Genomic DNA, 23,820 nt, shown 5'->3' with positions numbered 1-23,820 from the left:
GGAAGGCAATCCCCGACGCGCGGCAGGCGGCGCCGGGGGTAAAGCGGGGATTAACGCAGGCCGAGCTGGAAGATCAGGGTTTCCGCCTGGCAGGCGAAGGTGAAATCGGCCTCCAACTGCACGCCGCCGTCAACCGGTTTAATGCTACTGCTGATGTCACAAGGGTCGGATTCTACCGCGCGCGCCTTTTCGCTCAGGGCGGCCAGCATGGCTTCTGCATCTTGTTGATTGCTGAACACCTGACTGTAGGATGCGGTGCAATCGGTGTTATCCATCACGGTGCCGACATCCACGCAGCAACACGCGGCGGTTTCCTGGGCGCTGCATTTATTAATTGCATCTGACATGATTGGTTCTCCTCAAGGGCCTCGGTTATCAGCCCAAATTGCCGTTTTACTCACCGGCACAAAGCCACAAAATTCTGCAGGTATTTTACGCTTCCGCGCCGGCAATCACTAGCACTTACTTTTACTGGGTGTTTTAAGTGATGGAAATCACAAATAAAAATGAGCGTCTGCTAAGGAATGGTAAGAATTTTGTTATTTACCGCCGGCTTTTTGTTAAGCAGATCTCTTTTTTGATATCAGGTTGGAAATATTTCAAAAACAAACTTGCAACAATTTCACAGGTCAGACCTATACTTCAGCCACTGGTCTGATTTGTCTGAACGATAACGGACCCTACAATCCCGCGCTCCTTGTTACCTTGTGTAACATAGTTTAAATAATAAACACATAATGAGGTTTTGGTCATGAGCCAGAAAAACCTATTGACTAAATCAGCTCTCGCAGCTGCAGTGGCAATTATTTCTTCAAACGTGTCTGCCGCAGGATTCCAGCTGAATGAGTTCTCATCAGCTGGTTTAGGACGTTCGTATTCTGGCGAAGGCGCCATGGCCGATACGGCGGCCTCCGCGAGCCGCAACCCGGCGTTGCTGATGATGTATACCCGCCCGGAACTCTCCATCGGCGCGGTCTTCATCGATCCGGACGTAGACATCACCGGCAAATCCCCTTCCGGCGCCAGTCTGGATGCGAAAAACATCGCGCCAACCGCCTGGGTGCCGAACCTGCATTATGTTCACCCGATTAACGATCAGTTCGCCGTAGGCGGCTCGGTCACCAGCAACTTCGGTTTAGCGACCGAATTCAATAACGGCTACACCGCGGGCGCTTACGGCGGTAAAACCGATCTGCAAACGCTGAACCTGAACCTGAGCGGCGCTTACCGCCTGGATCAACACTTCAGCTTCGGCCTGGGCTTTGATGCCGTCTACGCCAAAGCCAAACTGGAACGCTACGCCGGTGAGCTGCCGAAGCTGCTTGCCGGTCAAGGCCTGCAAACCGGTAAATTGACGCCTCAGCAAGCCGGGATGATCGCTCAGATCCCTGGCGATACCCAGATTTCTCACCTGAAAGGCGATAAGTGGGGCTTCGGCTGGAATGCCGGCCTGCTGTACGAAGTGGACGAAAACAACCGCTACGGCTTCACCTATCGTTCTGAAGTGAAAATCAAGTTCGACGGCGACTACAAGAGCAGCCTGCCGGCGCAGTACAACCCAATTACCCAGGCGCTGGGCGTTGGTTTGCCGTGGGGCACCAGCGGCAGCACCATCCCAGGCTCACTGGACCTGCACCTGCCGGAAATGTGGGAACTGTCCGGTTACAACAAAGTGGCGCCGCAGTGGGCCATCCACTACAGCCTGGCGTACACCAGCTGGAGCCAGTTCCAGGAGCTGAAAGCCACCGGCAGCAGCGGCCAGACCCTGTTCCAAAAGCATGAAGGCTTCCGCGATGCCTACCGCATTGCGCTGGGTACCACTTACTTCTACGACGACAACTGGACCTTCCGCGGCGGCGTCGCCTTCGATGACAGCCCGGTGCCGGCACAGAACCGTTCCATCTCCATTCCGGATCAGGACCGCTTCTGGGTCAGCGCAGGTACCTCTTACGCGTTCAACAAAGACGCGTCGGTCGACGTCGGTGTGTCCTACATGCACGGCCAGAAAGTCACCATCAACGAAGGCCCTTACACCTTCAACTCGGTGGGCAAGGCCTGGCTGTACGGTGCCAACTTCAACTACCGCTTCTAATCTCACTTGAGAAAGAAGCCAAAGCGCCCCACGGGGCGCTTTTTTTTGCCCGTCGCTTGCCGCCGGCATAAAAAAACCCGCCTGACGGCGGGTTTTCATTGGCGTAACGCCCGTGATTACTGCGAGTCGATGTCGTCCAGCTCGCCCTGAATCGCCTTGGCGTTCGGGTTCTCTTCCGGCTTGAGCGAGCCGCCGTTGGCGATGAAATCGTGGCGCTGGAAGTAAGCTTCGCGCACCATGATGTAAGGATCGGAAGAGTTGCGCAGCAGACCATCGGAATCCAGCAGCTGGGCGCGGGTTTCGATCCCCTCGACCACCCACTTGCCCGCCGACATCCAGAAGGTCAGGTAGCTCAGCATCGGATACAGCGTATCCGCAAAATCGCCGCCTTCGTCACGCAGCGTGAAGCTGCCGTAGCCCGGCAACATCACGTACGGACCGTAACCCACATCGTAATGGCCCAGCGTGCTGCCGAAGCGGTTCGGTTCTTCGCGCGCCAGTTTCGGGTTGGCCATGCCGGCCACGTCGATAAGGCCGCCCATCCCGAGCAGGGTATTCAGGAAGAAACGGTTGAAGTGGATCATCCCGCGGTAAGGATCGCCCTTCAGGAAGGCGTTGACCATGCTGGCCGGCTCTTCCAGGTTGGAGGTGAAGTTGCTGATGCCGTTACGCGCCGGCATCGGCACGTAGTCGCGCCAGGCCACCGCGACCGGGCGCAGGATATAAGGATCCAGGACGTTGTAGTTGAAGTCGAACATCGTCCGGTTAAATCCTTCCAAAGGATCGGAACGCCCTTGCGGATCTTTGTCTGGCGCGCTGGCACAGCCCACCAGTAATACCGTTGCGAATGCCACCCCAGTCAGGCGAAAGTTCATATTTTTCTCCATAAAAACACGTTCGGTCTTATTTTTCAGGGACCTGCTTGTTTATCTGAACGCTAACCTGCTCTTTACCGCTGAATGTCTGCAGCGAGCTTTCGCCGAACCAGTCTCCCGGCTGCGGCGTGGCCAATCCGTCCTGTGAGAGGCGCACACGCACCTGCACCTGATGCTGTGCCGAGAGTAGACGCTCAGGCATCATGGCGTTGCTGTCATCCAGAGAGAAAGACAGCGGAAAACGGCTCAGCGGCAATTGTTTTACCGCCACCGGCACCGGGCTGACGCCGTCGGTAACCGAGATGACCAGCGTCCCCTGCGTCGGCAGGGCTTTCGCCGCCTGCGGTGACAGCAAAACGGTCACATTCAGTTTAACAGTTTCTCCGCCGGCCTGGGCTTTTGCTTGTGCAATGCTGCGCTTTATCACTTCCGCGCGCGGATCGTTGGCCGGCAGCAGCTGCAGCATCACCTGCCAGGCGCCTATCGCCTGCTTGAAGTCGCCCTGTTCGAAGGCATTGAATGCCAGCAGGCTCAGCACCCGCGGATCGCCGTGATTTTCCGCGATCATACGCCGCAACAGCTGCGTCGCCTGCTTGTTATCCTCCGGATCGTTGGAGCGCGTCAAGACCTCAGCATAGCCGAGCCGCACTTCCAGACTATTCGGATCCAATTGATAAGCATGGGCAAACGCCTGCGTAGCGGTGGTGGCGTTGTTCAGCGCCATACCGACCCGCCCCAGCATCATCCAGTCGTTGATGTTGCGATCGTCCTGCTGCAGCGCGGTGCGCAGCCCCAGCCCGAGGCGGGCGATCTCTTCCATGCTCAGCGGTTTGGCGCGCTCATTGGCGACGCGCTCGCGCAATTCCGGCATTTGCGCCTGCACCAGGCGCCAGTCCAGCACCTGCGCCAGTCCGCCGGTTTTCAGATAAAAGCCAACGGTCACCGCCAGCAATAACAGCACGCCCGGCACCAGCGCCCAGCGATTGATCGGCTTCGCCTGCGCCGCTTGCTCGACGGGAATGTCGTTCAACAGATTCTGTTGCAGCTCTTTCACCAGCTCCGGGCGCTCGGCCACCACGCCTTGCTGCTCGTCCTGCTCCAGCTCGCTGAGGCGATCCTGATAAAAAGCCTTGTTCAACGCATCGCGCGTGGCGGCGCTCTGCTTGCCGTGGCGCATCGCCGGCACCACCAGCAACGCGGCGGCGCCGGCCAGCAACACGCAAATAATCAGCCAAAAAGCCATTAGGGTTTCTTCCTGTCAGTCTCTTGCAACAGCGCCGCCAGGCGCTGCCGTTCCCGTTCGGAGAATTCATCGTCCACCGCCGCGCCAGGCCGGCGACGGGTGCGCAGGATCACCACCGCCCCGCCGATCAGCACGAACAGCAGCGGGCCGATCCACAAGATCAACGTCGCCGGCGTTACCGGCGGCTCGTAGGTGACGAAGTTACCGTAGCGCGCCACCATGTAATCGATGATCTGCTGCTTGCTTTGCCCCTGTATCATCAGCTCGTACACCTTGGTGCGCATGTCGGCGGCGATGATGGCATTGGAATCGGCAATGCTGTTGTTTTGGCATTTCGGGCAGCGCAGCTGTTCGGTCAACTCGCGATACTGCTGCTCCTGCTCGACGGAGTTGAAGCGATAGGTATCGATCGCCGCGGCGGCGCTCCAGCTCAGCAGCGCGGCGCACAGCAGGACAATCAGCCTCATGCCTCACCCCCGTACTTTTTATACAGCGGCAGCACTTCCTGCTGCCAAACGCGCTCGTTCATGTCGCCGGCGTGGCGATAGCGAATAATCCCCTGTCCGTCGATAAGGAAGGTCTCAGGCGCGCCGTAGACCCCGAGATCCAACCCCAGCATACCGTCGCCGTCGTACAGGCTGAGGGCATAGGGATTGCCGAGGGAATTCAGCCAGGTCACAGCCTTGGCACGATCGTCTTTATAGTTCAGGCCAACCACCCGCACGCCGCGCGCCGCCAGCGTATTGAGATACTGGTGTTCCGCGCGGCAGGTCGGGCACCAGGTGGCCCAGACGTTGAGCAATATCGGCTTGCCGTCGCGCAGCACCGCCTGATCGTAGGTTTTGCCGGGCTGATCCAGCGATTCCAGCCTGAAGGTCGGCACCGGTTTGCCGATCAGCGCCGATTCCAGCATGGTCGGATCTTCGCCGCCGGCGTTGCGCGTCAGTTGCACCATCAGCGCCGCCACCAGCAGCAGGAAGAGGACCAACGGGATAAACAGCAGCTTACGATTCATGGTTGTGCCTCCAGCTTGCCTTCGCGCTTGAGTTTTTTGCTCATGCGGTAACGCGGGTCGAGGATGCACAGCAGGCCGCCGATCGCCATAAAGACGCCGCCGAACCAAATCCAGCGCACGAAGGGTTTGTAATACAGGCGTACCGCCCAGGAGCCGTCCTCCAGCTCCTCGCCCAGCGCCGCGTACAGATCGCGGCTGAAACCGCCGTCGATCGCCGCTTCGGTCATCATGCTGCGCGCCACGCTGTAGTAGCGTTTCTCCGCGTGCAGCGTCGCCTCCGGCTTGCCGTTGCGCGTGACGTCGATGATGCCGACGCCGCCGCTGTAGTTCGGGCCGCGAATGTCGTGCACGTCGCGGAACACGAAGTGATAGCTGTGAATATCCACGCTGTCGCCGGCCTTCATCCGCACGTCGCGCTCCACGCTGTAGTTCTGGCTGAAAGCGATGCCGATCACCGTCACCGCCACGCCGAGGTGGCCGAGCACCATGCCCCAGTGGCTACGGGACAGCTGGCGCAGGCCGCGCCAGAAACCGTGACGGTGGGTAGCGCGCTCATGCAGCTCCATCAGCGTCAGGATGATCACCCACAGCGCCATGATCAGGCCCACGACCGTCATGCCGGCGATGCTGTCCTGCAGCAGCCACGGCAGCAGGATTGACAGCACCAGCGTCGCCAACAGCGCCACGCCGAGGCGGCGCCACAGCTTGCTCGGCTCATCGCGGCGCCAGCGCACCAGAGGCCCGATGCCCAACAGCAGCGCCAACGGCGCCATCAGCCAGGTGAACATGGTGTTGAAGAACGGCTCGCCGATCGAGATGCTGCCCAGCCCCAGCTGTTTGTGCACCAACGGCAGCAGCGTACCCAACAGCACCACCAGCATGGCGGCGATCAGCAGCACGTTGTTGCCCAGCAGGAAGGTCTCGCGCGAGAAGGTCTCGTGCTGCACCCGGCTGCGCACCTGGCCACCCTTGACCGCGTACAGCAGCAGCGAACCACCGATCACGATCACCAGATAGGCGAGGATAAACATGCCGCGCGCCGGATCGGAGGCGAAGGAGTGCACCGAGACCAGCACGCCGGAACGCACCAGGAAGGTGCCCAGCAGGCACAGCGAGAAGGCGGTGATCGCCAGCAATACCGTCCAGGCTTTGAACGTGCCGCGTTTCTCGGTCACCGCCAGCGAATGCATCAGCGCGGTGCCGGCCAACCACGGCATAAAGGAGGCGTTCTCCACCGGATCCCAGAACCACCAGCCGCCCCAGCCCAGCTCATAGTAAGCCCAGGCCGATCCGAGCACGATGCCGAGCGTGAGGAACACCCAGGCCGCGGTGGTCCACGGGCGTGACCAGCGTGCCCAGGCGGTGTCGAGCCGGCCGGCCATCAGCGAGGCGATGGCGAACGCAAAGGCGACCGAGAAGCCGACGTAGCCCATATACAGCAGCGGCGGGTGGAAGATCAGGCCGATATCCTGCAGCAGCGGGTTGAGATCGCTGCCGTCGATCGGGAAATTCGGCAGCGTGCGGGTGAACGGGTTGGAGGTCATGATAATGAACAGCAGGAAACCGGCGGTGATCATCCCCATCACCGACAGCACCCGCGCCACCGCATCCTGCGGCATCGCCCGGCTGCACAACGCCACCGCCAGCGACCAACAGCTCAGCAACAGCACCCACAGCAGCAGCGAACCTTCATGCGCCCCCCAGGTGGCGGCGATGCGGTAATACACCGGCAGTTGGGTATTGGAGTTGGTGGCCACGTAGGCGACGGTAAAATCGTTGACCACGAAGGCGTGCACCAGGCACAGGAACGCCAGCGCAATCGCGGCGAACATGCCGTAGGTCAGCGGGCGGGCGACCGCCATCATACGGCTGTCTTGCCGCGCCGCGCCCCACTGCGGATAAATGCTCAGCAGCAGCGCGATCGCCAGCGCCAGGCACAGCAGAAAACTGCCCAGTTCCGGCATCATGACTTGGCGCCCTCCGCCTGCGGCGCGTTATACGCTTCCGCCGGGCCTTTGTGGTTCTCTTTCATCGCGTCGGCCACTTCCGGCGGCGTGTATTTCTCGTCGTGTTTGGCCAGCACTTCGCGCGCATTGACCACGTTGCCCTCGCCCAGCACGCCCTGCGCCACCACGCCCTGCCCTTCGCGGAACAGGTCCGGCAGAATGCCGGTGTAGGTCACGCCGATCGCGCCGCGCGCGTCGTAAATCTTGAAGCTGACCTGCAGCGTATTGGGATCGCGTTTCACCGAGCCCGGCATCACCATGCCGCCGATGCGCAGCCGCTGGCCGACCTCGGGCTTCTCATGATTTTCGCCCTTGCCCTGCAGGATTTCACCCGGGGTATAGAACAGATCGATGTTGGAGCGCAGCGCGTACAGCATCAGGGTCGCGGTCAGCGCGATGCCGATCAGCACAACGATCGCCAGATAAAGGCGGCTTTTACGACGTGGATTCACAATGATTTCTCCCGCGGTGCGGCGGATTTTTGTTTTGATTGTTGCGCATGGCGAATGCGCCGCTCGCGCGCCTGACGGCGGCCGATCTCGGCGAGCAACTGCCGCCGTTGCCAGACGGTGTGCGCCACCAGCCCCAACAGCGAAATCAGCGTGGCGGCGACCGCCAGCCAGACATAGAAGGCGTAACCGCCCATGGCGAAAAACGCCGACCAGGAATCGAACGCGGCATTCATGACTGACGCTCCTTATTCACCAGCCCGGCGACCCACGGGCGCTGGCGCTCCTGGAACAGGATCAGATTGCGCAGGCGCATCAGCGTCAGCGTGACGAACAGCAGCAGGTAACCGAGGATCGCCCAGCGCAGCGGGGTGCGCATGCTTGGCGCGATAGACTGCTGCATATTGGTCGAGCCCTGATGCAGCGTATTCCACCATTCGACCGAAAAATGGATGATCGGGATATTTACCACGCCCACCAGCACCAGAATCCCGGCGGCGCGGCCCGCCAGACGGCGGTCTTCAAAGGCGTTGTACAGCGCGATGACGCCCATATAAAGGAACAGCAGCACCAGCTCGGAGGTCAGACGCGCATCCCACACCCACCAGGTGCCCCACATCGGCTTGCCCCAGGCGGAGCCGGTCACCAGCGCGATAAAGGTGAACACCGCGCCGATCGGCGCCATCGCCGCCACCACGGTATCGGACATTTTCATCTGCCACACCAGGCCGATAAACGCCGCCACCGCCATCGAGGCGTAGATACCCATCGACCACATGGCCGCCGGCACGTGAATATAAATGATGCGGAAGCTGTCGCCTTGCTGATAATCCTTCGGCGCGAAACCAAAGCCCCATGCCCAGCCAAGCAGCAGGCAGGCCGCCGCCGCCAGCCCCAGCCAGGGGATAAAGCGGCCGCAGACGTGATACAGCCGTTCAGGCCGCGCCAGTTGATGTAACCATTTCCACATTGTCGTCAGTGCTCACGGTAATTTTTATGCGTCGGCCGCCTCGAGCGATCGAAACGGCGAAAATCTTCTGCGGGGTACGCTCTTGTCGGCCTTGCCCCGTCTGTTCATTCAATACGTTAGCTAGTGCACGCTCACTCGCAGCGCCGCCGCGGTGGCAAACGGTGCCAATGTCACGCTGCCCGCCAGCATCGCGCCGAGTATCGCCAGGTAACCGTCGATCGGCATGCCCATCGAGGCGGCGTCGATCGCGCCGGTGGCGAAGATCAGCACCGGGATATACAGCGGCAGCACCAGCAGGCTGAGCAGCACGCCCCCTTTGCGCAAGCCGACCGTCAGCCCCACGCCGATAGCGCCGATCAGACTCAGCGTCGGCGTGCCGAGCAGCAGCGTCCCCGCCACCGCCAGCCAGGTCTGCATATCGAGCGACAGCAGCAGCGCCACCAGCGGCGACAGGATCAGCAGCGGCAGCCCCGTCACGACCCAGTGAGCACACACTTTGCCCAGCACCGTCATCGGCAGCGGCGTCGGCAGCAGCAACAGCTGCTCCAGCGAGCCGTCGAGGAAGTCGTCGCGAAACAGCCGCTCCAGCGACAGCAGCGAGGCCAGCAGCGCCGCCACCCACACGATGCCCGGCGCAATGCGCGCCAGCAGCTGTGGCTCCGGGCCAATCCCCAACGGAAACAGCGTGATCACAATCAGGAAAAACCACAGCGGGTTGACGATCTCCGAACCTTTACGGCAGGCGATCTTCAGTTCGCGGCGCACCAGGGTCAAAAACATCACAGGCCCCCCGCGTCATGTTCCGCCAAACGAACTTTACCTACCGTTTGGCTGACGCCGGCCAAATCCTGATGGGTGGTCAACAATACCATGCCGCCCCGCTGCGCATGTTGTTCAAAAAGGCTAATCAACTCAGCTACGCCCTGTTTGTCGATCGCCGTCAGCGGCTCATCGAGGATCCACAGCGGCGCCGCGCTGAGCCACAGCCGCGCCAATGCCACGCGCCGCTGCTGCCCGGCGGACAGCTGCGCCACCGGCAGATCCTCGTAACCCACCAGCCCCACCTGCTCCAGGGCGCGCCAGATGGCCGGATGATCGGTTGTGCCGCGCACCGCTTGATAAAACTGCAGATTTTCGAAGGGCGTCAATACGGCTTTGATGCCGGGCTGATGGCCGATAAACAGCAAATCTTGCTGGTAACCCGCACGATCGCGCAGCGTGCTGCGCCCGCGCCAGCACACCTCGCCGCCGTCCGGCCGCGCCAGGCCGGCGAGAATGCGCAGCAAACTGGTTTTGCCCGCGCCGTTCGGCCCTTCTACCTGAATGATATCGCCCGGCTGAACTGAAAAGCTTAGCTCGCTAAACAGGATGCGCTCATCGCGCACGCAACTCAGACTTTTGGCTTCCAGCATCGGGGAACTCATATTTTTCTTTGGGATAGCGAATCATAGCATAAGCCTTTCCCCGCACGCAGCCCGCGGCGGGCGCGCCGACGAGCCAATATGGCGAGCAGGATCAAGAATGCGTGGAAAAAATCGGCGGATTTTAACTCTTGTTACCTTTTTCTGTATTTCGCCGCATTTGGGCCGGGCAACTACGCTTAATGACGTGAACTCACCCTTAATGAGCAGGAGCGACAGCATGAGCGAGCAGCAGCGCCAGGAGCACGAGCCGGATGAGACGATGCAGGTAGAGAGCGAGGAGCAGGAACAGGGCAAGCGCGAAATCGAAGTCAGGGAAGAGAATCTGCCGTCGCGCGCGGCGGCGGTGCATGAACAGATCCGGATGGAAGGCGAAAAAGAGCTGGAGCGCGACGGGCTGGCGCTGCTGTGGTCGGCGATCGCCGCCGGGCTGTCGATGGGCGCCTCGCTGGCGGCAAAAGGCATTTTCCACGCCCGCCTGCCGGACGATCCCAGCCGCTTTTTCATCGAGAACCTCGGCTATACCTTCGGTTTCATCATTGTCATCATGGCGCGCCAGCAGTTGTTTACCGAAAACACCGTCACGGCGGTATTGCCAATCATGCATAAGCCCACGCCGCGCAACCTGCTGATCCTGCTGCGCCTGTGGGGTGTGGTGCTGCTCGGCAACCTGATTGGCACCGGGCTGGCGGCGCTGGCGTTTACCCATATGCCGCTGTTCGACGCCGAAACGCGCGGCGCTTTCGTCAGCCTGGGCGAAGAGGTGATGCGCCATACGCCGGGAGAAATGTTCGCCAACGGCGTCCTGGCCGGTTGGATCATCGCCACCATGGTGTGGATGTTCCCGGCCGCCGGCGCGGCGAAAATCTGGGTGATCGTGCTGATGACCTACCTGGTGGCAATTTGCGATTTGACCCATATCGTGGTCGGTTCGGTCGAGATCCTGTATCTGGTGTTCAACGGCGCGATTGGCTGGCAAGAATTCATTTACCCGTTCGCTCTGCCGACGCTGGCGGGCAACATCATCGGCGGCACCTTTATCTTTGCGCTGATAAGCCACGCGCAGATCCGCAACGATTTGTGCGCCAAAAACCAGGCCGCGCGTCGGCAAGAGGAAAAGCGGCGCCACGGCGGGGAAAAACCGTGATCGCGGTCGGTTAGCCGAGGAAATTTCGGCGTAAAATGGCGAGGTATTGAGCAAACGCGCCGCTAAGCGCTTATTCTGCTGGTAAAAAAAGGTATAATGCCCCGGCAGCTTCGGTTGCCGGTCCGCAGCGTCCCCGTAGTTAAACGGATATAACAAGCCCCTCCTAAGGGCTAGTTACTGGTTCGATTCCAGTCGGGGACACCATTCTTTCTTATCACGCTATTCCTCATCCTCTGCACCTGCAATCCGCCCCTTTTCCCTGTTCAGGTCCGATTGTCGCCGAGCGTTATAATTGGCATCAATTAAAAAACTTAATATCCGTCGGCGTTGAAATCGTCGCCGCCAGCCTTCTGGCCTGCAACTCGCCCTTTTCATCATCGAAATCGAACAGCGTCACGCTATTGGTGAATACATTCGTCACATAGAGATGGTTACCGCCAGCATCGAAAGCGAGCGCACGCGGTTCAATGCCGCCGGCCTCATAGCGCGTCGGCACGCCTGGCAGACCGTCCCTGCCTATTTTTAATACCAGCAGGTGGTTATCGGTGCCGCGATTGGTGGCAATAAGATATCTGCCGCTCGGGCTCAGGGTAATGGCCCCACCGCTTTTCGCCTCCGCCGAATCGAGGCCGCCGTTCAGTTTCACTTTCCCTTGCCGCGTCAATCGATTGTCGTTAACGGCAAACGCCTCGATCTCGCCCGCCATTTCGGTGATGACATAGGCATAGTCGCCTGCCGACGAGAACACCATGTGCCTTGGGCCGGCGCCGGGCGCAAAGGCGACATCGCGCGAAGCATCTGCCTGCAACGGCTGCGCGTTATCCGAACGATAGCGGTAGGCGTGCAGCTTATCGCCACCGAGATCCGCCGCGTACAGGTATTGGCCATCGCGACTGAAGGTGGTGGAGTGCGCATGCCCGCCTTCCTGGCGCCCCTGCACGATGCCGGAGCCGGGCGTAAACGGATAATGCTGTACGCGTTCCCCCAGCCTGCCGTCGCTGCCAATCGGCAATACCGTCACCCCCGCGCCGCCTTTGGCGACGGAGTAGTTGGCGACCAACAGAAACTTGCCGTCCGGGCTGAGGGTGGCATGCGTCGGCTGCCGACCCGCGCTGCTCACCGTATTCAGCACCCGCAGGCTGCCAGCCTGGTCTATCGCCAAGGCGGTCACCGTTCCCGCGTCCTCCTCATTGGTGGCATAGGCGAAGCGGCCATCGCGGGATGTGACGATCCACGACGGGCTTTTCATTTTAATGGCATCGAGCAGCGTTAACGTGCCGTCGCCATTAACCGCCAGACGATAGAGCCCTTCACTGCGGCGTATCGGCTTCTGCACGGCCGGCGCATCCGGAATATGGGTCCAGGTGCCGACTAACGCTATTTGATGCTGTTCCCGATTATTTGCCATCGCATTTCCTGAAAACATGAAGAGCGTTAATGCCAGCGCTAATTGAATAGCCTGCCTGCCCAAACCTTTAACGTTCACTCTGCCAAAGGCAGGCAACGTTAAAGGTAGCATAAAGAGCGCGCGGCGGTGTTTATTAATCGAGCCAGAGGATTTTTCTATACTCATGATGCCTCCTTTCCTCAACACTACGCCACAGGAATAAGTATATCGACATTGATGATCTTACTGTTTAAATGCTCGTGCCTGTATAATTCGATGAAAAAGCTCTCCCTCATTTTGACATTGATAGCCGGCAGATGGGCGTCATAGATACCCTCAAAAAAGGCAATATACTCAGGCAGCTCCCCTATAAAGGGAATGACAATATATTTCCCCATGGGTATATAGAAGTTAAATATGGAATGAAAAACCTCTTGCTCCTTGCCGTTGGCATGCGGCCGCCCCCCTTTTCTTTTTTCTACGCTATAAGCCCTCCCATTTTTACTGAGCCATTTATCATTCGTCTGGGTAATGTCACTGGCATCTCTGTACTTCCTGACGGAGTGGAAAATCAATGCCTTGTACTGCTTCAACATGTCGATATCATCCGGCATGACCGTATGATAAAAATAGGGTTTATTGTCGCTGCCATACGGTGGGATCTGGGTGGAGAAATCCCATCCCCGGCTGTTCCTAAAGCTGTTGGGCGTTTCGCCAAAGAAACGTTTGAATGCCCGCGTGTAGCATTGCTGAGATGCAAACCCGGATGCCAGGGCGACATCCAATATGTTACCTTGATGCTGTTTGAGCAAGACAGCGGACCGGCTCAGCTTTCTATTCCTGATATAAGTCCCTAACGTAATGCCAAAATAATGTTTAAATAACCGCTGTAAATGCCATTTAGAGTAACCCGAGACAATGGAAACCTTCTCAACGGAAAGCCCCTCTATAATATTTTTCTCCATATACTCCAAGACCTGTACAAGAATATCCTTTCTATAATCCATGAGCGCTCCCTGCCTTTATAAAAACCGTGTCCTTTTTATTAAAATCGTTAACCTCTCAAATCAAGTCATTAAGATTAATCCTAAAAAAATTCACCCTGTCAATGCAATTTTTACGGCATAGGAAAAGTCATCGTATAAATAACTGAAAATGATCATGTTATACAAATACGCTTGCGAAAAATCCGTGAATAAAAAATGCGCCAAGCAAAGTGCATCCATTAAAGATGCATTTGCCCCGCCAGGGTGAATCACACTTTATGTTAATTGTTTTATCTTAAAGTGTTTTTTTACGTTCCACGGGCATGGCCGAATAGGAATTTCATCATCAAAAATTAAATCGTGTTTTATTGTTTGGCCGGTTGATAAAACTATTGAGCCGAATACGAAAAAGTATGAACGGTGGCGAAGGAAGATGCGGCGGATAAGCGCAAGATCTTAACCTCGGGCCCGATAATCACAGATCGTCATTGCAAGTTTCTTTTTTATCTTCTCCCGCACGGTGAAGAATCGACGTTTCAACAAACCTTGTTCGATGCCCTATTTTCCCTCCATGTCAATTGGCTCGCCACTGGTGCCCCGCTGAACCGCCTCCCCTTCCCTCGTAACAGTACCGCGTCTGCTTGTGCCACGCTTTATTGACCAAGCGCAGCAAAAAGCCCGGCTCGCAAAGCCGGGCTTTTCATTCACGGACTGATCAATCAGCCAGGTTGTCGATCTCTGCGGACCTGTGCTTACGCAACAGATACAGCAGCAAAGACACCCGCCGCTCGGTGCGTTCCGGGGTATCCGGCGGCAGGTTGTAGCGCAGGGTATAGCGCTCGTTGTTCTCGTTGCAAAAATCGATAACGAGTACGGGCGCAGAAGCCCCGGCTACTCTTCGATAATTCAGCGAAATGCACGACAGGTTTTTTTTCATCTCAACTTACCGCGAGGGTGCGGCGGGTTGATTCGGCAATCCTCCCCACGCCGGCGCTCAGCGCGGCGCCCAACAGCAGCACCAACAGCGACCCCCATGCGGCGCGCGACAGCTGTTTAGCCGCTTCATCGGCCGCTTCACGCGCTTTCTGCTCGGCCTCAGCCTTGAGTTTCTCTACTTTCTGCACCGCCTGCTGATAAGCCTGAGCGTAGTTATCGACGATTTGGCTCGCTTCATCACGGCTCTTGCCGGTGCGCGCCGCAACGATATTCACCAACGCATCCTTATCGGCCGCGCTCAACGTCGGCTCGCCGGACTGCTTGACGCGGTCGAACCACTGCTTGAGCTCGGAGGCGGCCCGCGCCGGATCGGCCGCCGCGTCCATGGCCGATTGCTTGCCGTCGGCGGTCGCCCTATCGGCCTTCTGTTCCAACCGAGCCGGATCCAGTTCCGGCTTGCCGGTCTGCTTGAGCGTGGCGTTCAACTGGTTTTCCAGGCTTCCCCAGTCAAGGCTGATGCCCTTTTTATCCAGCTGTTGCTTGAGGCCTTCGCCCACGTTTGGCGCTGCCGCCGCCAGGCCGCTGCCCGCCAGCGAAAGCCCTTTGCCCACCGCGCTACCCGCCAGCCCCACCACGCCACTCGCCAATGAAACCACCAGCCAGGTGGTCAGCAAGGTGGTGATCGCCCAGCTCAGCAGACCATGCAAGCCGCCGCGATTCGGTGCGGTGCGGCCGGCGACGAACGCGCCTGCGGCCAGCGAGGCCAGCGTTGAAACCAGCAGCCAGATCCCGGTGCCGGTGCCAAAGCCGCTCAGCGGGTTGCCCTTTTGCATCATATCCACGGCCTGGGCACCGACAGCCGTACCCAGCACGCTGAAGATCAGATAAGTCACCAGCGCCACGGCACTCCCGGCCAATATCGAGCCCCATGACACCTGAAACGCAAAGCGATTTGATTCATAGACAGTGGTCATCGTTGTTCCTTATATTTTCTGGACAAGTGATTGCACGCGCGGCGGATAACCGCGCAGACAAATCCAGTCTGCCGCGCGGCGCTGTCGGCCGTCCCGGTTCATTTGCGCCAGAATGACTAGTGCATTCACACCCTGCGAATACGCACGTTATGCACTAAGCTGCTCAGCGAGTAGCGTAACCCGCGGCCCCCGTCAGAGGCCGCTCCCCCTTCTGTCTAGCGGAGAGCACATGAACCCATCCGTCCTGGCCAGCGAAACCCACCGCGGCCACCTGCAGCAAATCATCTCCGGCTTGTCCGACGGCGTGATCCTGACGGATACCGATCAAACGCTGCTTTGGGCCAACGAAGCCGCGTTGGCCATGCATGGCGTGAGCCACCAGAAAGCCTTGGGGGCCAATGCCGCCGAGTACGCAGCGCGGTTTGCCCTGCGTTATCGCAACAATCACCCGCTGGCGCTGGAACAGTACCCGCTGAACCGGGTTGCCGATGGCGAGACCTTCACCGATGTGGTGGTGGAAGTTCGGCAGGTCGACGATCCGGACAGCTTCTGGGTGCACCGCCTGCGGAGCCTGATTATCACCGATGCGCAGGGGCAGCCGGAGCTGCTGGCGCTGATCCTGAGCGACGCGACGGAGTGGGCCAGCGCCGAACAGCGCTTTGAAAAAACCTTCAACGCCAATCCGGCGCCGGCGGTCATTTGTCGGCTAAGCGACCTGCGTTACGTCAAGGTCAATCAGGGGTTCCTCGATATGACCGGTTACCAGCGTGAACAGGTTATGGGGCGTTCGGTCTATGAACTCGACGTATTGGAACAGGCTGAGCACAAAGAGCTGGCGATTCAGCGCCTGGGGGAAGGCGCAACCATTCCGCAAATGGAGGCCGAGCTGAAACTGCCCGGTGGCGGAAGCAAGCTGGTGGTGGTTGCCGGCCAACCGCTGGACATCAATGAAGACGACTGCATGCTGTTCACGTTTACCGATCTCGAACCCCGGCGTCAGGCGGAATCGGCGCTGCGGGAAAGTGAAGAGCGGTTCGCCAAGGCATTTCGCCTGAGCCCGGTGCCGACGTTGTTGTGTACGGCGCACGAGCGGCGCGTGCTGGACGTCAACGAAGCCTTCACCCGCACCACCGAGTACGACGCCGAAGCCTTGATCGGCAAAACGGTCGATGAGATCCAATTTATTGACGATCCCGAGGCGAACCGCCGTTTGTTTGCCGCGCTGGAAAAAAGCGGTAACGTCGAAGGGCTGGACATCCGGGTGCGCAAGAAAGGGAGCGAGTCGATCGACTGCGTGGCCTCGGCAGATGCCGTCAGCATTCACAATGCGCCCTGCTACCTGCTGGTGCTCATGGACATTACCGAACGCAAACGCTCGGAGCTGGAGCTGGTGAGCGCCATCGAAGAAGTGATGCAGGACGCTTCCTGGTTCAGCCAAACCTTGATTGAAAAACTGGCCAACGTGAAAAGCATCAACCGGCCCGATCAGACCGGATTTAACGCCAGCGATCTCACGCCGCGCGAGCGCGATGTGCTGGAATTGATTTGCGAGGGGCTGCCGGACAAGAAAATCGCGGCGCGCCTCAATCTGGCGCTCAACACCATTCGCAATCATGTCGCGACGGTCTATTCCAAACTGGGCGTGCATAGCCGCAGCGAAGCCATCGTCTGGGCCAGGGAGCGCGGGCTGTTTACCGGCGGGCCGGCCACCAGGAACGGCAAGTAGCCTGCAAATGCACTATCCTTACCGATGCAAACGCCCCTTATAGGCACAAAGTGAAGTGCATAACATGGAGGTGCAAATGCAGGTTTTCGCCCTGTGCGGAAGCCAAACGGATCGAACCTTAGGAGCGCATCATAATGAACAGCGAAAAAGCCAATGGCATGATGGAAAAAGTGGCGGGCAAAGCGCAGGAAATGGCGGGCGACGTCACCGGAAACGAACGTTTGCAGGCTGAAGGCGCCACGCGCTATGCAGCAGGCGCGCTGCAAGAAAAATACGGTGACGCCCTGAGCTGCGCCGGCAGCATGATGAAGAAAAACCCCCTCGTCGCATTAGCCCTCATTGCCGGCGCTGGCCTGTTGGCCGGCCTGCTGCTGCGCCGCCGTTGATGCGCGCCGACCAGCACACAGTCTTTCCCTGAATGCCGCGCTCGGAGGGTCACCACCGGGCGCGGTTCTTCGCGGCCAGGAAATAAAGCCGGGTGAGATGAGCGACCTTATCGATTTATTCAATCAGTATTTATAGAAACCTATGGCTCGCCTTTGTTTCAACGCAGGAAAAATCTCTTCCATACCCTATCTATCACAGCATCCGAAAATTATGACCTCGGCCATTTCACCCCACGTTCGATCATCATTTTTTTGATGGTCAGACATTCGTCATTATACTCCCCGCCTTCTTTGCTGTTTTTTATTTCTTTACTGACCATCTCAACTAAGGAAACGCCTTTCTTATTTATGGGGTTAGGATTAGCGCCGTTATTAAGAAGATACTTAACATTATCAAATGATGAATACCTAAAAGCATCCATCACCACGGTTTGGCCAAGAATATCTCTTGCTTCTAAGTTCGCACCATGTGCAACCAGAACCTTCAGGGTTTCTGAGTTCCTGGCTTTTGACGTTTGAAATATGATAGGTAACTCGTCTACCTTGCCCCGAGCATCTGGAGACAATCCCCCATCAAGCAATGCCTTTAACCAAATACCGTTGTCTAATTTTGCCATCCATTCAGCAGGACTGGCACCGCCATTGGGGCGAGGTTGCAGTGGATCGGCTCCGGCCTTTACCAACTCGGTCGCAATCTGCAGCCGTTCCGGCGTGGCATTGTCATGAGTCGACGTCGCCAGGGCATAAAACAATAATGTCATATCGTGTTCACCGGAGCTGTTCAGATCCGTCTCTTTCGCCAACCGTTTGATGTCGCCGATATTCCCATCGCGGATAGCCTTAGCCAACACAAGCTGTTGACCTGTAAAGTAACCTTCTGGCGGCAAGTCCATTTCTTTCTCCTTACATCCGGTTGTAAGCATCAATCCAATCGCGATGAACAGCGCTGCGAACACGTTAAAAACTTGTCTCATTAAGCTACTATATCCTGTGACCGATTGTGGCGATATCATCGTCTTTTTCCTGTTCGATGCAGTCTATCACTTGTTGGATGCCATGTCGGTCACCCATATTGCCCACACCGCCATCAAGCGTGTGTTTAACACCAACGGCATCCGGCAAATGCGACGATAATTTTTCCTTCGCGGCCAATAACGCAAGGTTGCCATTAACGTCGATAAAATCTTGCCTGAGATCGACTTCCTGTAACCTCGTCAAAACTTCGCCCTTCACCCGGTAGGCGTTGATAATATCTTCACGGCCCACCAAGGAACCGCCATACTTTTCCACGGTACTCGAATTCAACCCCGCGGCATTAAATGTCCACCCTGGCTTACCGCTAGCAATGGATGCAGCAGAAGCCAAACCGCCCCCCAGAGAATGCCCTGAAATATCGATTTTTGTTGTAGAGCCATCTAATCTTTTACCTATAGCAACAGCCTTTTTATAATATTCAGAGTCAGCCCCCCGACCTTGATTGAAATTATTCGTCCAGTCTTCCAGATTTTTTATCTCCGGCAGTTCACGATCGATAAATAGCTTCTTCGCTGCATTCAATTTGCCATTAGGGAGCTCAGGCATTCTTGAACCGCGAAAGACGACTGTCGGATTCATATCATCGCCAAACACGGCTCTATCAGGTGCATAAATTCTCGACAAAAAGTTTGCTTCGATCTCATTATCAAAAAGCATGTCCCTGCGAAGTTCCAATTTTTCCAAAAAACCGCCGTCATTACTCACATCCCGCCATCCTTCCGGCACGCCAGGCGTAGCCGCCAACGGATTGGTCGTGTTATAGACATTCTGCGCCAGCTTGGCCTTTTCCACCGCGACGTTATTTTGCGCCAGGCGTTGCGCCGCAATCCGCGCATCCGGATAGATACTTCGCTCCCCCCGACCAATCAGATATTTTCTCGCCTGCCAACGCTCCTGTTTGCTCATTGGGCGAACGACCTCTTTGATGACGGTAAGGCTTGAGCCAACGGCGGCGGCCACCGCCTGCATCAGCGGCGGATTTTTAGCGGTGTTTTGTCTCGGGGGCAAGGAAGTTGGTTTAGGCCTGGCGGCGTATCGGCTGATCATCTCTTCATAACGTTGAATTATACGTTCGACTGGGTACTGCGGCGGCAATACACTGCCGGGATAGCGCTGCAGGCGCCCTTGCGCATTGATGAAAAACGGATATTTGACGGGGCTCCAGGCACCGATACTTGCATCGACGGCCAGCAAACTGCCGCGTTTTAGTTCATCAAACACGCCGCGCTTCATGCCGCTATCTTCCCGGTAACTCGATACGCCAATACCGGACTGCGTATTGCGCGTGATAGTGTGCCTGCTCGATATCGACGACATGGACGAACCGCCGAACAGGTAATGTCGCTCCAGCTCATAACGCGCATCGGCGGGATTGAGGATGCGGGCGAATTTCTCCGGCGCCAACGATTCCGACATAAAATAAATCAACTGCACAATGGCCTCCCTTCGGCTTGCTACTGGCTTTCCCTTCGTCTGTCAGTGAACGTCACTGGACGAGCCAGTTTTTCATCATACCTACTGTTCTACTTGACCGATACGTGCGTAAGAAATAACGGCCTTATTTTTCACCGTTTCTCCTTCTACGTCACATTTATCTTTAACAGGTTTATGTCAGACCTCGTCAATTTCTAATTTCAGTCTGCCAGCAGACAAGTCATTTATCGGTTCATGTTATCTCATCATCTTAATCCTTAAAATCTATGACGGTAATCAGTAAACAGGGCCCTGATATATAACCTGAACATATTAATCAACTTGGGTTTATCACTCATACTTTTATTGATTCCATTTTTACACTGATGAATGTTCCGTTGCGCTGCCCGGATTACACCAGTGTCAGCAAGCGCGCAAAGTCGGTTAATGTCAGTTTCAAAACGTTCACCCGGGGTGAAATCGCGCATCTGGTGATTGATTCCACCGGGCTGAAGGTCTTCGGTGAAGGCGAGTGGAAAGTCAAAAAGCATGGCCAGGAACGCCGCCGTATCTGGCGTAAGCTGCATCTGGCAGTTGACAGCAACACACATGAAATCATCTGTGCAGACCTGTCGCTGAACAATGTGACGGACTCAGAAGCCTTCCCGGGTCTTATCCGGCAGACTCACAGAAAAATCAGGGCAGCATCGGCAGACGGCGCTTACGACACCCGGCTCTGTCACGATGAACTGCGGCGTAAGAAAATCAGCGCGCTTATCCCTCCCCGAAAAGGTGCGGGTTACTGGCCCGGTGAATATGCAGACCGTAACCGTGCAGTGGCTAATCAGCGAATGACCGGGATTAAGTGTTAATATTGGCGCATTGCGCGCACGGAGAAATAGCATGTTCCCCAGTAAAAAACATTCACAGCGGGCCACCCCGCTGACCAGCTATCAATTTTCCCGGCTGCATACTTTCGAATGCGTCGCACGTCATTTATCTTTTGCGCTGGCGGCGCAAGAATTGTCGATCACCCCCAGCGCCGTAAGCCACCGCATTAATCTGCTCGAAAAGGAGTTGGGCTTCCTGCTATTCCAGCGCTTTCATCGCAGAATTACCCTGACGCCGGAGGGCGAGCGCATGCAATGGGCGCTGGACAGCTCCTTCAACACGCTGAACCAGGAAATTCTGGACATCAAGAATCGCGAGCTGACGGGGACGTTGACCCTCTATTCGCACCCGTCTCTGGTGCAATGCCTGCTGCTGCCGCGCATCGGCGACTTTATCGCCCAGCACCCCACCATTCACCTCAACATTCTGACCGGGCAGGAGATCATCAACCTGGCCAACCGCGGCGTGGACTTGGCGATGTACTTCGGCAAACTGCCCTCTGGGCGGCATCTGGACGAGGCCTTTATGCAGGAATCGATGGTGCCGATCTGCACGCCACAGTATGCCGCCGCACATAGCCTGTACGATGCGCCGGAAAACCTGGCCCACTGCACGCTGCTGCACGATCGCTACAACTCCGGCGAAGACGAGTGGCAAACCTGGTCGCAACACTTTGCGCTGGGGCTGGATACCGACAGTAAAAGCATGGAGTTCGACCGCTCCGATCTCGCGGTGCTGGCCGCCACGCGGCACCTTGGCGTCGCCATGGGGCGGCTCAATCTGGTGCAGGACTGGATCAAAAGCGGCGAGCTGCTCATTCCGTTCACCGACATGACCGTGCCCTGCGAGCATTGCTATTTTACCTCGACCATCTCCGAGCGGCAGTGGCCGAAAATCCTCGCGTTTAAGCAGTGGATCATGAAAATCGCCCCTCTGGTCTGATGGCCAGAGGGTTAGCGCTCTATTTTGGGGGAATAAGAAAAATGCAGCGCGCAGGCGTAGAGCCGACCGGCCTTTGAATAAGAGATATATTTGCGGTTTTTATCCCAGGTAAGCAGGGAATTATTGGCAAAATAATAAACCTCCAATTCCCTCCCATTAGCCAACCTCGACCAGCCTCGGCTTCTTATCACGGTAAAATCACCGTTATCGCTGAGCGTAATCAGCGGTACGCCCCAGGCATAGCGGGATATTTGCAGCTGAATAATTAATTGGCTTTCGCAGCTTATTTGGTAGTTCTGTACATCAACATCCATAATTTATATTTTTGGTGCCACCCTTCGGTCAAAATAAATAAGATAAGAACAACTCACCACGATTAATCCCAGCACGATCAGCACGGCCCCCAATACAAACTCAATTTGCAACGGCTCACCGAGAATGACGCTCCCCGCAAGGATACCGAATACCGGCGTCATAAAGGTGAGAATGCCCAGCGAGGAGGCCTGATAGCGACGCAGCAGCGAAAACCAGATCAGATAGCTGAAAAACGATACCACCACGGTCTGGAACAGCAGGCTGTACCAGGCCACCGGGCTCAGGGTGAAATGCAGGTTTCCCGTCGCCAGCGCCGGCAACGACAACAGCACACAGGCGCCCGTCAACTGGCACAGCAGCGTCTGTTTGGCCGGGCACTCCGCCAGGCGCGTGGTGCGGATCACCAGGGTAGAAGCTCCCCAGGCGATCCCCGCCAGCAGGCCGTAGAGATCGCCTTTCAGCCGTTCTGCCCCGCCGTTTTCCACGGCCATGCCCGATATGGCCAGCACTACGCCGCCAAAGGCGATGAGCATGCCCAGCCACTGCACCGGCGACAGGCGCTCTTGAGGAAGGAGAAAATGCAGGCCAAGGGCGGAAAACAGCGGCGCAGTGTACAAAAACACCGCCATATGCGAGGCGCTGGTGTAACGCAGCCCTGCGGAGACAAAAAAGAACTCCAGCGCGAATAATGCCCCCACGCTCAAACCGGCGCACAGCGTGGCGCGATCCCAGGTGAAGCGCTCGCCGCGGCCGCGCGCCAGCAGGTAAACCGCCAGCGCGGCGAGACCCGAGCGAATGGCGATTTGCAGCACCGCCGACACATCCGGCTCGGCGGCCTTGATTGCCACCTGTTGCATTCCCCAGATGGCGCATAGCATCACCATCGCGGCGGCAGCCCTGCCGTCGATTCCGACTCTCGCATTCATAATAGGGTTCTCGCCACCGTGAGAATAATAACGGGCAACCGTCGTATTATTCTTTATAAACCACGATTTCCTGATAAAGCTTAATAACCTCACCATCGCTATCGACAGAGTCGGTATATTCCGTTTGCTGCGCCAAATGAATCACCTTCCATCCTTTGCGCGCTAATTCAGGGATCGTCAGGCGCCCCACGCCGCGGCAGGTGAACAGGGTGTCATCCGACAACCTAAGCTTACTAACCTCTGCGTAATCATAAGCTTGAGAATGACAAACGTGCGACTCCGCCGCCATCGCCGGCAGTGAAAACAGCCCCACTAACAACATTAACAGGTTTCTCATGGCGACCTCCCAATCGCTTATTCATGCCGGCCGATTACGCAGACAAAGGCTGACGTTAATACGCCGGTGAAAGGCTCAAATTAATTATCTCTTGCACGGATGAAATTACAGGCTGGCGCCGGTGACTGACAAATGAAAAATATAAACCTTGGCGTTAAATGAATTCATCCGAATCGAGAAACATGAACAGCGGCCCTTTGCACCGCACGGAATGGTCAAAAACCGGCCAATAATTAGCAAGAAAAGTAATTATTTATGCCCCTGTTTATGTTACAAATGCCGCCCGCCGCTAAAACACCAAAAAAAACCGTCAAAATGCGCATAAACGCAGCGTTATGCGCAAAACAT

General features: G+C 57.1%; 25 protein-coding genes, 1 tRNA gene and 1 pseudogene. 7 read left to right on the top strand and 20 right to left on the bottom strand.

The annotated features are described in order from the left end of the window. Nucleotides 1-50: 50 nt before the first annotated feature. Nucleotides 51-347 carry a YfcZ/YiiS family protein gene (locus GF111_RS20270; protein WP_072145088.1) on the bottom strand — a complete coding sequence of 99 codons (297 nt, stop codon included), beginning with the start codon at nt 345-347 and terminating at the stop codon, nt 51-53. A 404-nt stretch (nt 348-751) separates the two neighbouring features. Between GF111_RS20270 and fadL the strand changes: the two genes are divergently transcribed. Then, nucleotides 752-2,092: a long-chain fatty acid transporter FadL gene (fadL, locus tag GF111_RS20265; protein WP_038876518.1), complete on the top strand. Its 1,341-nt coding sequence runs from the start codon at nt 752-754 to the stop codon at nt 2,090-2,092. Nucleotides 2,093-2,208: 116 nt separating this feature from the next. On the opposite strand, the gene mlaA is transcribed toward fadL, so the two are convergent. The 10 genes from mlaA to ccmA form a co-directional block, all read right to left on the bottom strand. Beyond that, nucleotides 2,209-2,967 carry a phospholipid-binding lipoprotein MlaA gene (gene mlaA / locus GF111_RS20260; protein WP_038876519.1) on the bottom strand — a complete coding sequence of 253 codons (759 nt, stop codon included), beginning with the start codon at nt 2,965-2,967 and terminating at the stop codon, nt 2,209-2,211. Nucleotides 2,968-2,995: 28 nt separating this feature from the next. After that, nucleotides 2,996-4,210, bottom strand: a complete 1,215-nt coding sequence (gene ccmI / locus GF111_RS20255; RefSeq protein WP_147190435.1) for a c-type cytochrome biogenesis protein CcmI — start codon at nt 4,208-4,210, stop codon at nt 2,996-2,998. Next, nucleotides 4,210-4,677: a cytochrome c-type biogenesis protein gene (locus GF111_RS20250; protein ID WP_094461436.1), complete on the bottom strand. Its 468-nt coding sequence runs from the start codon at nt 4,675-4,677 to the stop codon at nt 4,210-4,212. Before GF111_RS20250 ends, ccmI begins: the two co-directional genes overlap by 1 nt. Beyond that, nucleotides 4,674-5,225 (bottom strand): DsbE family thiol:disulfide interchange protein, encoded by a 552-nt coding sequence (locus GF111_RS20245; RefSeq protein ID WP_033653726.1) that lies wholly within the window; start codon nt 5,223-5,225, stop codon nt 4,674-4,676. The genes GF111_RS20250 and GF111_RS20245 overlap by 4 nt, the downstream gene beginning before the upstream one ends. Further along, nucleotides 5,222-7,192 carry a heme lyase CcmF/NrfE family subunit gene (locus GF111_RS20240; protein ID WP_038876528.1) on the bottom strand — a complete coding sequence of 657 codons (1,971 nt, stop codon included), beginning with the start codon at nt 7,190-7,192 and terminating at the stop codon, nt 5,222-5,224. Before GF111_RS20240 ends, GF111_RS20245 begins: the two co-directional genes overlap by 4 nt. After that, nucleotides 7,189-7,683, bottom strand: coding sequence for a cytochrome c maturation protein CcmE (gene ccmE, locus GF111_RS20235; RefSeq protein ID WP_004936264.1), 495 nt, complete (start codon nt 7,681-7,683; stop codon nt 7,189-7,191). Before ccmE ends, GF111_RS20240 begins: the two co-directional genes overlap by 4 nt. After that, nucleotides 7,680-7,916, bottom strand: coding sequence for a heme exporter protein CcmD (gene ccmD, locus GF111_RS20230; protein WP_004936267.1), 237 nt, complete (start codon nt 7,914-7,916; stop codon nt 7,680-7,682). Before ccmD ends, ccmE begins: the two co-directional genes overlap by 4 nt. Further along, nucleotides 7,913-8,650 carry a heme ABC transporter permease gene (locus tag GF111_RS20225; RefSeq protein WP_004936270.1) on the bottom strand — a complete coding sequence of 246 codons (738 nt, stop codon included), beginning with the start codon at nt 8,648-8,650 and terminating at the stop codon, nt 7,913-7,915. The genes ccmD and GF111_RS20225 overlap by 4 nt, the downstream gene beginning before the upstream one ends. A gap of 120 nt (nt 8,651-8,770) precedes the next feature. Next, entirely contained in the window at nt 8,771-9,430 is a 660-nt protein-coding gene (gene ccmB, locus GF111_RS20220; RefSeq protein WP_025303731.1) for a heme exporter protein CcmB, read from the bottom strand. Next, nucleotides 9,430-10,062 (bottom strand): cytochrome c biogenesis heme-transporting ATPase CcmA, encoded by a 633-nt coding sequence (ccmA, locus tag GF111_RS20215; protein ID WP_047730165.1) that lies wholly within the window; start codon nt 10,060-10,062, stop codon nt 9,430-9,432. Before ccmA ends, ccmB begins: the two co-directional genes overlap by 1 nt. A gap of 229 nt (nt 10,063-10,291) precedes the next feature. On the opposite strand from ccmA, the gene GF111_RS20210 reads away from it, so the two are divergent. Both GF111_RS20210 and GF111_RS20205 read left to right on the top strand, forming a co-directional pair. Next, a complete protein-coding gene (locus GF111_RS20210) occupies nt 10,292-11,218 on the top strand; it encodes a formate/nitrite transporter family protein (RefSeq protein WP_060434377.1) in 927 nt (308 codons plus the stop codon). A 129-nt stretch (nt 11,219-11,347) separates the two neighbouring features. After that, nucleotides 11,348-11,422 (top strand) — tRNA-Arg (locus GF111_RS20205). A 94-nt stretch (nt 11,423-11,516) separates the two neighbouring features. On the opposite strand, the gene GF111_RS20200 is transcribed toward GF111_RS20205, so the two are convergent. The 4 genes from GF111_RS20200 to GF111_RS20185 all read right to left on the bottom strand — a co-directional run bounded on the left by GF111_RS20200 (nt 11,517) and on the right by GF111_RS20185 (nt 15,501). Further along, nucleotides 11,517-12,791 carry a lactonase family protein gene (locus tag GF111_RS20200; protein ID WP_224217749.1) on the bottom strand — a complete coding sequence of 425 codons (1,275 nt, stop codon included), beginning with the start codon at nt 12,789-12,791 and terminating at the stop codon, nt 11,517-11,519. Nucleotides 12,792-12,811: 20 nt separating this feature from the next. Continuing rightward, a complete protein-coding gene (locus GF111_RS20195; protein ID WP_038876537.1) occupies nt 12,812-13,612 on the bottom strand; it encodes a helix-turn-helix domain-containing protein in 801 nt (266 codons plus the stop codon). A gap of 694 nt (nt 13,613-14,306) precedes the next feature. Then, a complete protein-coding gene (locus GF111_RS20190) occupies nt 14,307-14,528 on the bottom strand; it encodes a hypothetical protein (protein WP_047730162.1) in 222 nt (73 codons plus the stop codon). A 1-nt stretch (nt 14,529) separates the two neighbouring features. Continuing rightward, nucleotides 14,530-15,501: a YrzE family protein gene (locus GF111_RS20185; protein ID WP_038876539.1), complete on the bottom strand. Its 972-nt coding sequence runs from the start codon at nt 15,499-15,501 to the stop codon at nt 14,530-14,532. Between the two features lie 229 nt (nt 15,502-15,730). Here GF111_RS20185 and GF111_RS20180 point away from each other — a divergent pair, with 229 nt between their 5' ends. Further along, a complete protein-coding gene (locus GF111_RS20180; protein WP_038876541.1) occupies nt 15,731-17,227 on the top strand; it encodes a helix-turn-helix transcriptional regulator in 1,497 nt (498 codons plus the stop codon). A gap of 134 nt (nt 17,228-17,361) precedes the next feature. Further along, the gene (locus tag GF111_RS20175; RefSeq protein WP_147191116.1) at nt 17,362-17,613 is read left to right on the top strand and encodes a CsbD family protein; all 252 of its coding nucleotides are present in this window, start codon (nt 17,362-17,364) and stop codon (nt 17,611-17,613) included. Between the two features lie 209 nt (nt 17,614-17,822). Here GF111_RS20175 and GF111_RS20170 read toward each other — a convergent pair whose 3' ends face one another. Both GF111_RS20170 and GF111_RS20165 read right to left on the bottom strand, forming a co-directional pair. After that, nucleotides 17,823-18,587: an ankyrin repeat domain-containing protein gene (locus GF111_RS20170; RefSeq protein WP_072271290.1), complete on the bottom strand. Its 765-nt coding sequence runs from the start codon at nt 18,585-18,587 to the stop codon at nt 17,823-17,825. Nucleotides 18,588-18,594: 7 nt separating this feature from the next. Next, nucleotides 18,595-20,082, bottom strand: coding sequence for a hypothetical protein (locus GF111_RS20165; protein ID WP_053056855.1), 1,488 nt, complete (start codon nt 20,080-20,082; stop codon nt 18,595-18,597). A 341-nt stretch (nt 20,083-20,423) separates the two neighbouring features. Here GF111_RS20165 and GF111_RS20160 point away from each other — a divergent pair. Together GF111_RS20160 and dsdC are read left to right on the top strand one after the other, a co-directional pair. Next, nucleotides 20,424-20,921 (top strand): annotated as a pseudogene (locus GF111_RS20160) (IS5 family transposase); the annotation flags it as partial. Nucleotides 20,922-20,964: 43 nt separating this feature from the next. Then, nucleotides 20,965-21,894, top strand: a complete 930-nt coding sequence (gene dsdC, locus GF111_RS20155) for a DNA-binding transcriptional regulator DsdC (protein WP_147191117.1) — start codon at nt 20,965-20,967, stop codon at nt 21,892-21,894. Nucleotides 21,895-21,905: 11 nt separating this feature from the next. On the opposite strand, the gene GF111_RS20150 is transcribed toward dsdC, so the two are convergent. The 3 genes from GF111_RS20150 to GF111_RS20140 are packed head-to-tail and all read right to left on the bottom strand — an operon-like array spanning nt 21,906 to nt 23,472. Then, the gene (locus GF111_RS20150) at nt 21,906-22,208 is read right to left on the bottom strand and encodes a hypothetical protein (RefSeq protein ID WP_147191119.1); all 303 of its coding nucleotides are present in this window, start codon (nt 22,206-22,208) and stop codon (nt 21,906-21,908) included. A gap of 3 nt (nt 22,209-22,211) precedes the next feature. After that, the gene (locus GF111_RS20145) at nt 22,212-23,135 is read right to left on the bottom strand and encodes a DMT family transporter (RefSeq protein WP_047730158.1); all 924 of its coding nucleotides are present in this window, start codon (nt 23,133-23,135) and stop codon (nt 22,212-22,214) included. 46 nt (nt 23,136-23,181) lie between these two features. After that, nucleotides 23,182-23,472 carry a hypothetical protein gene (locus GF111_RS20140; RefSeq protein ID WP_038876547.1) on the bottom strand — a complete coding sequence of 97 codons (291 nt, stop codon included), beginning with the start codon at nt 23,470-23,472 and terminating at the stop codon, nt 23,182-23,184. Nucleotides 23,473-23,820 lie beyond the last annotated feature (348 nt).

The sequence above is a fragment of the Serratia sp. HRI genome (assembly GCF_010119335.3).
GTDB classification, from domain to species: domain Bacteria; phylum Pseudomonadota; class Gammaproteobacteria; order Enterobacterales; family Enterobacteriaceae; genus Serratia; species Serratia nevei.
This window is presented reverse-complemented; position numbering and strand designations above follow the sequence as displayed.